General features: G+C 63.3%; 9 protein-coding genes. 3 read left to right on the forward strand and 6 right to left on the reverse strand.

Features of this window, described 5'->3' with window-relative positions:
* Positions 1–22: 22 nt before the first annotated feature.
* From K8U54_RS08460 to K8U54_RS08475, 4 genes are all read right to left on the reverse strand, one after another.
* On the reverse strand, positions 23–1,273 hold the full coding sequence (locus K8U54_RS08460) for a sarcosine oxidase subunit beta family protein (protein ID WP_249909715.1): 1,251 nt from the start codon (positions 1,271–1,273) through the stop codon (positions 23–25).
* A gap of 129 nt (positions 1,274–1,402) precedes the next feature.
* Positions 1,403–2,656, reverse strand: a complete 1,254-nt coding sequence (glyA, locus tag K8U54_RS08465; protein WP_249909716.1) for a serine hydroxymethyltransferase — start codon at positions 2,654–2,656, stop codon at positions 1,403–1,405.
* A 161-nt stretch (positions 2,657–2,817) separates the two neighbouring features.
* Complete coding sequence (locus tag K8U54_RS08470; protein ID WP_249909717.1) at positions 2,818–3,546, reverse strand: TraX family protein; 729 nt, start codon at positions 3,544–3,546, stop codon at positions 2,818–2,820.
* A 101-nt stretch (positions 3,547–3,647) separates the two neighbouring features.
* Positions 3,648–3,947 (reverse strand): hypothetical protein, encoded by a 300-nt coding sequence (locus K8U54_RS08475; protein ID WP_070885087.1) that lies wholly within the window; start codon positions 3,945–3,947, stop codon positions 3,648–3,650.
* A gap of 213 nt (positions 3,948–4,160) precedes the next feature.
* Here K8U54_RS08475 and K8U54_RS08480 point away from each other — a divergent pair, with 213 nt between their 5' ends.
* Positions 4,161–5,198, forward strand: a complete 1,038-nt coding sequence (locus K8U54_RS08480; RefSeq protein WP_249909718.1) for a threonine aldolase family protein — start codon at positions 4,161–4,163, stop codon at positions 5,196–5,198.
* A 1,201-nt stretch (positions 5,199–6,399) separates the two neighbouring features.
* On the opposite strand, the gene gbcB is transcribed toward K8U54_RS08480, so the two are convergent.
* The gene (gbcB, locus tag K8U54_RS08485; protein WP_249909719.1) at positions 6,400–7,500 is read right to left on the reverse strand and encodes a glycine-betaine demethylase subunit GbcB; all 1,101 of its coding nucleotides are present in this window, start codon (positions 7,498–7,500) and stop codon (positions 6,400–6,402) included.
* A 354-nt stretch (positions 7,501–7,854) separates the two neighbouring features.
* Here gbcB and gbcA point away from each other — a divergent pair, with 354 nt between their 5' ends.
* Together gbcA and K8U54_RS08495 are read left to right on the forward strand one after the other, a co-directional pair.
* Entirely contained in the window at positions 7,855–9,147 is a 1,293-nt protein-coding gene (gbcA, locus tag K8U54_RS08490) for a glycine-betaine demethylase subunit GbcA (protein ID WP_249909720.1), read from the forward strand.
* 234 nt (positions 9,148–9,381) lie between these two features.
* Positions 9,382–13,380 (forward strand): hypothetical protein, encoded by a 3,999-nt coding sequence (locus K8U54_RS08495; RefSeq protein ID WP_249909721.1) that lies wholly within the window; start codon positions 9,382–9,384, stop codon positions 13,378–13,380.
* Positions 13,381–13,649: 269 nt separating this feature from the next.
* Here the strand turns inward: K8U54_RS08495 and K8U54_RS08500 are convergent, their stop codons facing one another.
* The gene (locus K8U54_RS08500) at positions 13,650–14,120 is read right to left on the reverse strand and encodes a thioesterase family protein (protein WP_249909722.1); all 471 of its coding nucleotides are present in this window, start codon (positions 14,118–14,120) and stop codon (positions 13,650–13,652) included.

Raw genomic sequence — 14,120 nt, forward strand, 5'->3', positions numbered from 1 at the left:
TCGCCGAGAGAGGGCGCCAAAATCAGTGGGCCACGCCGGCTGCGCCGTGTTCGTCGATCAGCGCGCCGTTGTGGAAGCGCTCGATGGAGAAGGCCTTGGCCAGCGGATGCATCTCGCCCTTGGCCAGGCTGGCCGCGAACACGTTGCCCGAGCCGGGCGTGGCCTTGAAGCCACCGGTGCCCCAGCCGCAGTTGAAGTAGAGGTTCTTGACCGGCGTCTTGGCGATGATCGGGCAGGCGTCCGGCGTGGTGTCGACGATGCCGCCCCACTGGCGGTTCATGCGCACCCGCGAGAGCACCGGGAACATCTCGACGATGGCCTGCAGGGTGTGCTCGATGGTCGGGTAGGAACCGCGCTGGCCGTAGCCGTTGTAGCTGTCGATGCCGGCGCCGATGACCAGGTCGCCCTTGTCCGACTGGCTGATGTAGCCGTGCACGGCGTTGGACATGATCACCGTATCGATGATCGGCTTGATCGGCTCGGAGACCAGGGCCTGCAGCGGGTGCGATTCCAGCGGCAGGCGGAAGCCGGCGAGCTTGGCCAGGTGCCCGGAGTTACCGGCGGCGACCACGCCGACGCGCTTGGCGCCGATGAAGCCCTTGCTGGTTTCCACACCGATCACCGCGCCGTCCTGCTTGCGGAAGCCGATCACTTCGGTCTGCTGGATCAGGTCGACGCCCAGGGCGTCGGCGGCGCGGGCGAAGCCCCAGGCCACGGCGTCGTGACGGGCCACGCCGCCACGGCGCTGCAGCGAAGCGCCGAGCACCGGGTAACGGGTGTTCTTCGAGCAATCCAGGTAGGGAATCATCTCCGCCACCTGCCTGGCGTCGACCACTTCGCCGTCGATACCGTTGAGGCGGTTGGCGCTGACCCGGCGCTCGATGTCGCGCATGTCCTGCAGGGTATGGCCGAGGTTGAACACGCCGCGCTGGGAGAACATGACGTTGTAGTTCAGATCCTGGGACAAGCCTTCCCACAGCTTCATGGCGTGCTCGTAGAGGTGCGCGGACTCGTCCCACAGGTAGTTGGAACGCACGATGGTGGTGTTGCGTGCGGTGTTGCCGCCGCCCAGCCAGCCCTTCTCGACCACGGCGACGTTCTTCACGCCGAATTCCTTGGCCAGGTAATAGGCCGTGGCCAGGCCGTGGCCGCCACCGCCGACGATGATCACGTCATAGACCGGCTTGGGCGTCGGGTTGCGCCACATGCGCTGCCAGTTCTCATGGTGGCTGAACGAGTGCTTGAACAGGCCGAAGCCGGAATAGCGCTGCATAAGGGACTCCTGAATTCTGCTTGCCGTAGGCGCGCACCCGGACCGCAGGACGGATGAAACCCATCGATCGGCGATGGGTTCCTGCGTCCTAGGGCATCAAAGCGGCAGCTCCGACGTGACGACGATGCGTTAGCGATAGACCGGGTAATCGGCGCACAGACCGGCCGCCAGGCCAGCCACCTGGGCCTCGACGTCGGCGTCGCCGAGGTGCTCGAGGATGTCGGCGATCCAGCCCGCCAGCTCACGGCACTGCGCTTCCTTGAAGCCGCGGGTGGTGACCGCCGGCGTGCCGATGCGCAGGCCCGAGGTCACGAACGGCGACTGCGGGTCGTTGGGCACGGCGTTCTTGTTGACGGTGATGCCGGCGCGGCCGAGGGCGGCGTCGGCGTCCTTGCCGGTGATGCCCTGCTTGATCAGCGAGAGCAGGAACAGATGATTGTCGGTGCCGCCGGAGACCACGTCGAAGCCGCGCTCGATGAATACCTGGGCCATGGCCTGGGCGTTCTTGATCACCTGGGCCTGGTAGTCCTTGAAGCCGGGCTCCAGGGCTTCCTTGAAGCACACCGCCTTGGCGGCGATCACGTGCATCAGCGGGCCGCCCTGGGCGCCCGGGAATACCGCGGCGTTGAGCTTCTTCTCGATCTCTTCGTTGGCCTTGGCGAGGATCAGCCCGCCACGTGGGCCACGCAGGGTTTTGTGGGTGGTGGTGGTGACCACATCGGCCAGCGGCACCGGGTTCGGGTACAGACCGGCGGCGACCAGCCCCGCCACGTGGGCCATGTCGACGAACAGGTACGCCCCGACCTTGTCGGCAATGGCGCGGAAGCGCGGGAAATCCAGGGTCTTGGAGTAGGCCGAGAAGCCGGCGACGATCATCTTCGGCTTGTGCTCCACGGCCAGGCGCTCGACTTCGTCGTAGTCGATCAGCCCGGTATCGGTGTTGATGCCGTACTGCACGGCGTTGTACAGCTTGCCCGAGGACGACACCTTGGCGCCGTGGGTCAGGTGGCCGCCGTGGGCCAGGCTCATGCCCAGGATGGTGTCGCCCGGTTGCAGCAGCGCCAGGTAGACGGCGGAGTTGGCGGAAGAGCCGGAGTGTGGCTGCACGTTGGCGTAGTCGGCGCCGAACAGCTGCTTGGCGCGCTCGATGGCCAGCGCCTCGACCTTGTCCACATGCTCGCAGCCACCGTAGTAGCGCTTGCCCGGGTAGCCTTCGGCATACTTGTTGGTCAGGCCGCTGCCCTGGGCTTCCATCACCCGCTTGCTGGTGTAGTTTTCCGAGGCGATCAGCTCGATGTGATGTTCCTGGCGACGCTCCTCGGCCTGCATGGCACTGAGCAGGGCGTCATCGTAGCCTTGAATCTGATCTTGCTTGCTGAACATCACGTTTCTCCCCGAGGCGCCTCGCAGCGCCGCATCTGGCTCGGTTGCTCGATATGAGTCTTGTTGCAGCGATGGTATGACTGGCCCTGGCGAGCCAGATGCCTATGTACGCCACGGGAGATTGCGTTTGCGACATGCCTGAGCGTCGCAATTGTGCATGCTCAGAGGCTGCGCAGCGCCACCAGAACAAGAAAGTGCGCGGGGTAGAACACATAAGCCCAGCGCCGCACCGGCGGCACCGCAAATGGCGGTTGTTGGCGCACCAGCAGCAGGCCCAGCAATGGCGCGAACAGACACGTGGCCAGCACGCTCCAGGCGAAGGGATCGCCACGGGCCGCATCGGCATAGAACGGCGCCCAGTAGTTGGCCGCCAGGCAACAGACCATCGGCAACAGCCATACGCCACGGAACCCACGCAGCGCCAGCAGGAAGGCCGCCGGCAGCAGCGCGCCGAACACGCCGAACATCAGCCACCCATGGGCCAGCACGGCAGTCGCCAGCGCGCCGGCGCCCAACCAGCGCGCCTGGATGTCAGTTCGCTGCACGGCATTGGCGATCAGCAGGCCGAGCACCAGGGTCGGCATCACGTTGAGCGATTCGGCGGTGGGCACCAGCAGCCGGTACGGCCATTCGGAGATCAGCGCGAACAGCAGCAGCCAGCCCAGGTAGCGCAGGGACAAGCCAGCGGCGTCCCCTACCCTGGGCCGCGCGACATTGGCGGCGATGGCCAGGCAGAACAAGGGGAAGGCCAGGCGCCCAGGCACATAAAGAAAGTACAGCGACGGCCAGGCATGGCGCAGGTGATCGATCAGCATGGTCAGCAGCGCCAGCCATTTGATCAGGTCCAGGGCGGCATCACGGCCAAGTCGTGGAGGTGAGAATGGGGGCATGCGCACGCATCACGCTGAGAAATAGAGTTTCACGGTAGAGACTGCCAGTGACTCAGCGCAAATAAAGAAGGCGGCGCAGAACTGCGCCGCCCTTCAGGCACTTATTGCAGTTTCGCGTTGCAGCTGCTCGAGGCCGTGACCAGACGCTTCTGCAGGGCGGCATCCGGCGGAACCTGCTTGCTCATCTCGGCCATTTCCGCCTCGCTGAACTCCTGGCTGACCTTGGTCGCTGCGCAATCACAGAAGGCAGTCAGCTTTTCCTGCGAATGGCCGGACTGAGCGCCCTTCACGCACTCCTGAACGAAGGTCGACTTGGCTTCCGGCGACCATTGCTCGGCGGCCACGGCTGGCAGGGCGAAGGCAAGCGGTGCGAACAGTGCGATCAGATGACGGTAGCTCATGGTGGGCTCCTGTAGCTGGGGATCGGCGAGTCCTTGAGTGAACTCTCAGTTTTGTGAGCCCATCGGCGCCCGCGAGTTCAGAATTAATGGGCTGGCCCAGCGCTGACTTGCCAGCGGAACAATATGTCGCCCCGGCGAGTTCTATGCACCGGTGCGGCGGGATAAAGTACCGGCATACGCCCGGACGAGGGCGACGCAGACAAGGACCTTCCAATGCCCGACAACGCCCAGCAATTCGCCAGCGACAACTACTCGGGCATCTGCCCCGAAGCCTGGCAAGCCATGGCCGAGGCCAACCAGGGCCACCAGCGCGCCTACGGAGATGACGAATGGACGGCCCGCGCGGCCGACCATTTCCGCCGCCTGTTCGAGACCGACTGCGACGTGTTCTTCGCCTTCAACGGTACCGCCGCCAACTCCCTGGCCCTGGCTTCCTTGTGCCAGAGCTACCACAGCGTGATCTGCTCGGAGACCGCCCACGTCGAGACCGACGAATGCGGCGCGCCGGAGTTCTTCTCCAACGGCTCCAAGCTGCTGACCGCGCGCACCGAGCAGGGCAAGCTGACGCCCGCCTCGATCCGCGAGATCGCCCTCAAGCGCAAGGACATCCACTTCCCCAAGCCGCGGGTGGTCACTCTGACCCAGGCCACCGAAGTCGGCACCGTCTACCGCCCCGAGGAGATCCAGGCGATCAGCCGGACCTGTGACGAACTGGGCCTCAACCTGCACATGGACGGCGCGCGCTTTTCCAACGCCTGTGCCTTTCTCGGCTGCAGCCCGGCGGAGCTGACCTGGAAGGCCGGTGTCGACGTGCTGTGCTTTGGCGGCACCAAGAACGGCATGGCCGTCGGCGAGGCGATCCTGTTCTTCAACCGCGACCTGGCCGAAGACTTCGACTACCGCTGCAAGCAGGCCGGCCAGCTGGCTTCGAAGATGCGCTACCTGTCGGCGCCCTGGGTGGGCATCCTGCAGGACGATGCCTGGCTGCGTTACGCCAACCATGCCAACGCCTGCGCCCAACTGCTCGCCAGGCTGGTGGAAGACGTACCGGGCGTGAGCCTGATGTTCCCGGTGGAAGCCAACGGCGTGTTCCTGCAGATGTCCGAGCCGGCCATCGCCGCCCTCACCGCCCGCGGCTGGCGCTTCTATACCTTTATCGGCGCCGGCGGCGCACGCTTCATGTGCTCGTGGGACACCGACGAAGCGCGGGTGCGTCAGCTGGCTGCGGATATCCGCCAGGTAATGTCCTGACGGCAGCCTGCAACGCCGCTACCGAGCGACGGTGGATCAGGTCGCGTCCTGATCCACGCCTTGCCACGCCCCTCGACTCCCTCCTCCGCCTTGATTACTCGCTATCTGTGGATAACAGGCCTGCAAGTCGGTCGCATGCCGCGTATCCGCCTGCTTTTCAGCCTCCCCTGCTGCGGGCCCTCAAGACAGCCGATGCCTCGCCTGGGGATAGCGATTCGAGCAATCCCCAGATGAGGTGGACGAGCTTGTGCACAAGCTGTCGGCATATGGCTGTAGCACACGGCCTGCAAAGGCTCCAGGGCTTCGTACGAAAAACGTTCAATTTCGCGGGTTACCGGTAGGCTTACACACAACTGCTGTGCAGGAGCGCGCTCACAAGCTGTGCATATGTCGCTCCAGGCCCTATACACAAAGGCCTCCAGCGCACCGATCATTTCTTGATCAGCGACTTGAAGGGCTGCTCCATCCACAGCAGGACCAAACGGTGAGTGGAGGCCTGTGGAAATTCGTCCCCACGATGCGGGGATGATGCCGTGGATAACTTGTCAGTACATCGCTGCAGGCCCCGCCGTAAGGGCCCTCTGGCGAAGCGCCTAAAAAATGAGCGGTATCAATCGGTTAGCAACTTATCTACACACAAAAGTTGTGCGCTTAGCTGTGCATAACATGTTCAGCCACCGCTGTAGGCCAGCTCCCACGGGGCCTGCAGGCTAGCGGACAATTAGTGATCAGCACTCCACAGAGCGATGTTCCGAGTATAAATCGACGAGCGCTCGAAGGCGCTGTTGAACAACGCTGCGCAGACTTTCCCCAAACGCCGTGGACCAAGCTGTGCAAAAGCTGTCGCCATAACGCTGAAGCCCAGCAAATGCGGAGCCTTCAGCCTATCGATCATAAATCGTACAGCACTTATATGAGCCAGCCGACATCGCAGTGCCGATTATGTACGACGGGCTGTGCATAGAACTGTGGATAGTCTGTATAACTCTGGACTAATCGGCTGGAAATGCGTCCGCTGGTGGTAGGCTGCCTGGCCCCTTGGCAGCGGAGCGGCAGGAAAGTTGGTGGCGCCATGCAGACGCCGGCGTTGCACACAATTATCGTGCGCCGAGCTGTGGATAAGCTGTTGGGCATCTGCCACAGCGCCCGTGGGGCGGGCGCTGTGGCGCACTGATCGAATTTCGATCAGTGCCTGCTTGCATCAGTAATCGATGCTCACGTCGTTACGCGGCACGCTGCAGCACGACAGGATGTAGCCTTCGGCCACGTCTTCGTCGGTGATCCCGCCGTTGTGCTCCATGTCCACGTCGCCTGCGGTCTTGAGCACCTTGCAGGTACCGCAGATGCCCATGCCGCACGCCTTGGGGATATGCAGGCCCAGCTTGGCCGCTGCAGCGTGCACGGTTTCGCCCGGGCCGACCTGGATGCTCTTGCCGGTGCTGGTGAAGGCCACCTGGTTGCGCTCGGCCGCCGGTACCTCGGGCGCATCGGCGGCCAGCTCGGCGAGTTCCTTGACATCCTCGCGCACGTCGGCCGGCACCGGGCCGAAGGCCTCCTCGTGGTAGCGGCTCATGTCGAAGCCCTTGGCTTCGAGCAGGCGCTTGACCGCGCTCATGTACGGCGTGGGCCCGCAGCAGAAGATTTCCCGCTCCAGGTAGTCCGGCGCCATCAATTCCAGCATCGGCTGGTTGAGGTAGCCCCGGTAGCCCGACCAGGACTCGCCCAGGCCGTGCTTCTCGCAGATCACGTGCAGATTGAAGTTGTTGATCCGCGCGGCCATGTGCTCCAGCTCGCGCTGATAGATGATGTCCTTTGGCGAACGGGCGCTGTGCACGAACACCATGTCGACGTTGGCGTTGGTGTCGTAGAACCAGCGCGCCATCGACATCACCGGGGTGATGCCCACCCCGCCGCTGAGAAACAGCACCTTGTCGGCCGGGAAATCGATGGCGTTGAACAGCCCCACCGGGCCGTGTACCGCCAGCTCCTGGCCTTCGCTCAGGTTGTCGTGCAGCCAGTTGGAAACCTTGCCGCCCGGTACCCGCTTGATGGTGATGGAAAAGCTGTAGGGCACCGACGGCGAACTGGAGATGGTGTAGGAGCGCATCACCGGCAGGCCATCGATCTCCAGCTCGAGGGTGACGAACTGCCCCGGCTTGAAGAAGAACAGCACCGGCTGGTCGGCCATGAAGCAGAAGGTGCGGACGTCCCATGTTTCCTGGATGACCTTGACGCAACGCACCACGTGACGGCCGTTGCTCCAGGTCTGGGTGGTGACGGGATAGAGGAAGTCGTTCGACATGTCGGTTCTCTCGCGCACGCAGGCCGCTCACCGGCCCATTCTTTGCCGCGATTGTGCGCAACGCCTCTGGCGCTCATTTACCTGCCAGCGACATCGGCATGCTCACCGCGACCTGCCCCGTAGACACTGGCGTACCCAGTCGGGAAATGATTCGGCCATGTCGCCCATGGATAAGGTTCGCCCCGCGCCGGGCTCCACACTCGCCCCCAAGCCGAACAGGATAAGAGCGTCCGCCGCAGCCCCTGAGCAATGCGCCACTCGGCAGGCGATCCGGGCCAGGCGACGCCACCTAGCGTCAACCGCACCAGCCTAATTCATAGCGGCCGCACCGCGCCCGCCACGAGGAGTTTCCCGATGACCGTCACCTCTACGCTGAGCCTTGGCGACCCGCTGGAACCGGCCCGCGCCGCCGCCGCCGAGATGCTGCAGAACCGCGAGCGCACCTTCTCCCTGCCGCAGCCGTTCTACAACGACGAACGGGTGTTCCAGCTCGACATGCAGGAGATCTTCCACAAGGAATGGCTGATCGCCGGCATGACCTGCGAGATCCCGGCCAAGGGCAACTACCTGACCCTGCAGATCGGCAACAACCCGATCATCGTCATCCGCGGCGCCGAGGGCGTCGTGCACGCCTTCCACAACGTCTGTCGCCACCGCGGCTCGCGCCTGTGCACCAGCGAAAAGGGCAAGGTCGCCAAGCTGGTCTGCCCCTACCACCAGTGGACCTACGAAGTGGATGGCCGCCTGCTGTTCGCCGGCACCGAGATGGGCGCCGACTTCAACCTCGCCGACTACAACCTCAAGCCGGTGAACTGCAAGACCGCCGGCGGCTACATCTTCATCTCCCTGGCCGAGAACCCACCGGCCATCGACGAGTTCCTCGCCACCCTGGCGCACTACATGGAACCCTACGACATGGAGAACGCCAAGGTGGCCGTGCAGACCACCCTGATGGAAAAGGCCAACTGGAAGCTGGTGCTGGAGAACAACCGCGAGTGCTACCACTGCAACGGTTCGCACCCGGAACTGCTCAACACCCTGCTGGAGTGGGACGACACCAACGATCCCCGCGCGACCCAGTCGTTCAAGGACCATGTGGCCGAATCCGCCGCCAAGTGGGAGGCCGAGAAGATCCCCTACCTGCACGCCGGCTTCGGCCTGCGCAACCGTATCGTGCGCATGCCGCTGCTCAAGGGCACCGTGTCCATGACCATGGACGGCAAGCAGGGCTGCAAGAAACTGATGGGCCGCATCCAGAACCCGGACCTGGGCTCGATGCGCATCCTGCACCTGCCCCATTCCTGGAACCACTGCATGGGCGATCACCTGATCGTGTTCACCGTGTGGCCGATCAGCGCCCAGGAAACCATGGTCACCACCAAGTGGCTGGTGCGCAAGGACGCCGTGGAAGGCGAGGATTACGATGTCGCCCGCCTGCGCGAAGTCTGGGACGCCACCAACGACCAGGACCGTCGCCTGGCCGAGGAAAACCAGCGCGGTATCAACTCCACCGCCTATCAGCCCGGCCCTTACTCGAAAACCTACGAGTTCGGTGTGGTCAACTTCATCGACTGGTACAGCGAGCGCATGCTCAGCAACCTGGGCGCGGCGCCGGCACCCTATCTGCGCGATGTGAAGACCCAGTGAGTGGCATGCAACGGCGCGGGTAGCCCTCGCCGTTGCTGACAACCCCGGCACCTCTCGAAGCCCCGCAGGCCCTGGCCTGTGGGGCTTTTTTATGCCGTTCGCCATGTGAACGGAATGTTTCACAGCATTTCACGCCGGCAAGCGGAACAATCGAACGGTCCCGGCCCACAGACGCACACGCGGTATTGTCAGCGACGCGAGTAGGCCACCCGTCCACTTGGCGAGGAATCTGCCGTGAGCGTGAAACCCCTGAGCAAAGGCCCCAACGAACAGAGCGGCGCCGACAGCCTGCGTTTCGACAACATCATGCGCCTTAGCCAGAAGGCCAAGAGCAATACCAAGCCCAAGCAGGATCGCAGCGCCACCGACAACGAGCAGTGGCCACCGATGGACAAGACCCGGGTCGATGCGCCCAGGGATGGCAAGATCCGTTACGAGCTCGAGGGCCAGGGCGTGGTGGTCGAGCGCTCGGTGAATCCCGAGCTGTACAAGTTCCTGGTCAACCTGCATGCCCTCAACCAGGCTCCCGAGCAGAAGGCCCAGGTGGTCGCGGCGATGGACGACGAGCACGCCATCGCCGACCGCAACACCGAGGTGCAGGACTGGGGCGACTACACCCAGTTCAAGTGGCAGGGCAACCTGGAAGAGGCCGAGGTGATCACCTACGTCACCGCGGACGGCGAGACGGTCACCGTGTCCAAGGCCCTCACCCCGGAGCTGTTCCTCGAGGTGCAGCAGATCGGCCTGTCGCGCTATACCCTCGAACAGCGCGTCGCCGATGGGCGGGAGGTCGCCGGCCCCGACACCTATGTGGCCGAACATGATATTGCCCTCTGGGGTGGCCCGGAGGAATTCGGCAATGGCGTCATCCAGTTCGAAACCAAGGATGGCAAGAAGTACGTGGTGTCCGAGCATGAAAACAAGGCGATGTACGACCGTGTTGCTGGGATGTGGAGCGACCACGTCAAAGGCGGCGACTCGATCCAGAAACTGCGTGAGAAATATGACCTGCCCGACCTCGACAAGCTGGATCTGCTCGGCCAGAGCAGCGGCGAGAAGGCCAACAAGGACGACAAGGAAGAGATGACGGTGGTCGAGCTGGCCACCAAGAACCTGCTCGACAAGTACAAGAAGCTCATCGACGACGGCAAGGTCGGCAAGGACAGCGACATCTACAAGCTGGTCAAGGCCATCGAGGGCAAGGCGTCGATGGAGAGCGGCCACCGCATCACCCCCTACATCGAGGATCCGCGCGGCGGCAACACCACCTGGCGCAAGTTCGACAGCGATGGCGAAACCCTCAGCACCGAGGACATGCAGGACATCCTCAACGGCAACTCGGTGGATGAGCTGCTCAGCGAGATGTTCACCAACGGCAACGGCGAGAAGGACAAGATCGGCAAGGAATACCAGGCCGAACTGGACAGCGCCATCGAGAAGATCAGCGGCGAGGACAAGACCAGGCTGGCCGATGAACTCTACGACACCCTGACCAGCCTGGATTTCGTCAGGTACCTGGCGGAAATGAAAGAGCAGGGCCTGGGCAGCGAGGGCCAGGCAGAGGTCGCCCGGCTCGCCTCCAGCCTGGAGCTGCTCGACCCCGAACGCGCCCGCCAGGCCGAATCGGCGCTCAAGCAGAACGGCATCCTGGTCGAGATCGATACCCTGGTCGGCGACCCCGGTGCGATTCCCGACGAGTACAAGGAACTGGCCTACAAGGACATGGGCGCGCTGATCAAGACCGTGCTCAAGTCCGCCGACATTCCGCGCCGGGTGCAGGACAGCATCGAGAAGTTCTACAACGAGCTGCTCAATGACAAGACCAAGATGGCCGACTTTGCCAAGCTCTCCGAGCAGCTCAACAACGGCACCATCACCCAGGCCGACTTCAATAAGCAGTTGGAAACCAAGTACATCCCGGCTGAAGTCAGCAAGGACGACTTCACCCGGGCCATCGGCACGCTGAACCAGTACGGCGTGCTCGGCACCATTTCCGCCTTCGGCTCCCTGGGCGGGGCGATCTACATGCTTTCGGCCAAGAACGGCCAGCTGTCCGACGAGCCCCTGGAACGCCTGGCCATCGCCAAGGATTTCATCACCTTCCTCAGTGGCGGTGCGCAATTCGAGAAGACCGGCATCTTCGACCTCTTCACCAAGACCAACACCGCCGAACTGCTGGGCCTGAGCAAGACCCTGCCGGAAATCTGGGGCAAGGAAAACGGCACCCTTGGCAAGAAGGTCGAAGGCTTCCTGCGTGATCGCGGCATCAAGGGCGTGCCCGAAGCAGTGGAGAGCCGCGCCAACAGCGTGATCGAGCTGGGCTCGCTGAATGGCGGTGGTGGCGGCAGCGTGCTCGATCAGGTCCGGCTTTCCGCCGAGGCCGCCGGTATCGGCCCGCTCGACGATGCCGCGACTCGCGCCCTGCTCGATGACATCGTGCAACGGGCCGGCGGCAACCCACCCGACGACTACTCACGCTACAACAGCCTCAATCAGCTCGCCGACGAGCAGAACCTGGTCATCACCGAAGACACCATCAACCAGAGCATCGCCGAACGCCAGGCCGGGGCCGGGCTGGGGCAGGTACCAGACGATGCCTCGGTTCGCGAGTTCGCCGACTTGCTCGATGACGCGGCCAACCGCCCGCTGCCACCCTCGGTCACCTCCTCGGGGTACTCCACCTACACCGACGCGGTGTCGACCATCTATGAAGATGCGGTGGAGTACTTCGAAGAACGCAATATCACGCCGCCGAGTCGCGAATCGGTCGAGCGCGTGGTCAGCGAGCGCATCGAGGAGTCGGGCCGCAGCGTGCCGGCGGCCAACGATCCGTTCGACGGCGATCTGCGCCTGGATGGCGACGCGATCAACCAGATGTTCGAGCACGACAACCGCACGCCACCGGCCGCCGAGGTGATCGACGATGCCGTCGACCGCCTCAATGACACGGTGCGCAATGGCTCGGTGCAGGGCATCGTCGACACCGACACCATCAACAACGCCCTGGGCGGGGCCGACACCCCGTCGATAAAGCCTGGCCTGGCGGCGAAGATCGGCGGCACCCTGACCAAGGTGCTGGGCGTGGCGCCGGATATCCTCAGCGTCGCCGATATCGTCATGGGCGGCTTTACCATCAAGGATGCCATCGCCAACAACAGCGATCTGGGCAAGGCCGCTGGTGCCCTGCAGATCATCAGCGGCGTGGCAGGCACCACCGCCGGCGTCATCGGCACCGTCGGGCTGTTCGCCAGCATCGGCGCCCTGGCCGGTGCCACCGGCCCGCTGTTCCTGATCACCGCGGGGCTCGGGCTGATCGGCGGCATCATCGGCATTTTCGTCGACCACGAGAAGAAGCAGAAAGCCACCGACAAGGAAGGCCAGTGGTTCAAGGATCTGGCTGAACTCGGCCTGACCCAGGAAGACTGGGGCGACAAGCTCGAGTATGCCCGCTACAGCTTCTACGAATACGACGGCCGCGATGCCCCGGCCGGCCAGAGCATCTACGACTACCAGAAAGACGAATGGGAGCATTTCAAGGAAACGCCCCAGGAAGGCGGCTCGTCCATCAACCGCCTGGACGACGACAAGCACATGGCCAAGTACGACAAGGCGTTCTACGAAGAGAACCGCGAGGTCATCCACACCATCCGCGAGCGCTGGGACGATTGGAACGGCAAGGACGCCATCGTCAGCAAGGACGATCTGGATAAAATTTCCAAGGGCAACGGCAGCGAAGAAGAGAAAGCAGCCGCGAAGTTCCTGCTCAACAACAGCGAATTCTGGGAGCAACTCGATACCCAATGGGGCAAGGGTGGCCAGGACAACAAGGTCAGCACCAACGACCTCAACACCTGGCTGAAGATGGTCGGCGCTCACCAGGAGGATTACGGGCGCGCCTATTACGATGAACACAAGGACATCATCGAAACCATTCGCGAGCGCTGGGACGCCTGGAACGGCAAGGACGACATCGTCAGCAGGGACGATCTGGATAAAATTTCCAAGGGCGACGGCAGCGAAGAGGAGAAAGCAGCGGCGAATTTCCTGCTCAACAACCCGGGCTTCTTCGAGCAACTCGACAACCTGGCCAAGAACGACAGGCGCGATGGCAAGATCAGCACCGGCGATCTCGACACCTGGCTCAAGGCCATCGGCCTGGAGAAGACCGACAAGAGCGAGCTGACCTACAACCCCAACGACGACACGCCGGCCTGGCGCCAGATGCGTTTCTGATGAACCGGCGGGCACCTTCCCCTGTAGGTGCCCGCCTTAGAACCTGTTCACAGTCTTTTAGGCGACATTAAAGAGACTGCAAAAAGGCAGAAGCGGACATCGGGCGCTGTCGCTTTTGTAGGGTGGACGACGCTTCACCTACGCGGCCCGACCCGTCCACCGCTTCGAAACCGAATGGTGGATGAAAAAAGCGTCATCCACCCTACGTCCGCTTTCGCCACATTGCAGTCAAAACGCTGAAGTGGGACTGATAGATCGTGAACAGGCTATTAGGTCGCCGGCAAACCGATGACGCGCCCGACATTGACGGATTGCGGTGCGTGCAACTGCGCCATAGCCAGTAGCTGCACCTGCTGCGCGACCTGCTCATCGAACGGTGCCGAGCGGCCGCTGGCCGTGTCGATATTCATCAGCATCTGCTCGCTTTCGGCCACGATCTGTCCATCGTCACAGCGCTCGATCAGGTGATGGATATGCAGGCGCTTGCGATCATGGCCGAGCAGTTGGGTGCGCACCTGAACCTCGACGCCAAGCTTTACCTCGGCGAGAAAGTTCAGGTGACACTCCAGGGTGTAGAGCGTGTGCCCCGTGCGCGCCCTGCCCGCCTCGTCGAGGCCGATGAGGTCCATCAGCCCATCGGTGGCGAAGCTGCAGATCAGCAGGTAATAGGCATCGCGCAGGTGGCCGTTGTAGTCGACCCAGTCGGGCTGCACGGCGGTCTGGTAGGTGACGGGCAGCAT

The sequence above is a fragment of the Pseudomonas fulva genome (assembly GCF_023517795.1).
In the GTDB taxonomy this organism is placed as follows: Bacteria; Pseudomonadota; Gammaproteobacteria; order Pseudomonadales; family Pseudomonadaceae; genus Aquipseudomonas; species Aquipseudomonas fulva_D.

Coding starts and splice junctions, on each gene's coding strand:
- K8U54_RS08460 (WP_249909715.1), bottom strand. CDS start 1,273: ATGCAGCGCTATTCCGGCTTCGGCCTGTTCAAGCACTCGTTCAGCCAC.
- glyA (WP_249909716.1), bottom strand. CDS start 2,656: ATGTTCAGCAAGCAAGATCAGATTCAAGGCTACGATGACGCCCTGCTC.
- K8U54_RS08470 (WP_249909717.1), bottom strand. CDS start 3,546: ATGCCCCCATTCTCACCTCCACGACTTGGCCGTGATGCCGCCCTGGAC.
- K8U54_RS08475 (WP_070885087.1), bottom strand. CDS start 3,947: ATGAGCTACCGTCATCTGATCGCACTGTTCGCACCGCTTGCCTTCGCC.
- K8U54_RS08480 (WP_249909718.1), top strand. CDS start 4,161: ATGCCCGACAACGCCCAGCAATTCGCCAGCGACAACTACTCGGGCATC.
- gbcB (WP_249909719.1), bottom strand. CDS start 7,500: ATGTCGAACGACTTCCTCTATCCCGTCACCACCCAGACCTGGAGCAAC.
- gbcA (WP_249909720.1), top strand. CDS start 7,855: ATGACCGTCACCTCTACGCTGAGCCTTGGCGACCCGCTGGAACCGGCC.
- K8U54_RS08500 (WP_249909722.1), bottom strand. CDS start 14,120: ATGCTGCCCGTCACCTACCAGACCGCCGTGCAGCCCGACTGGGTCGAC.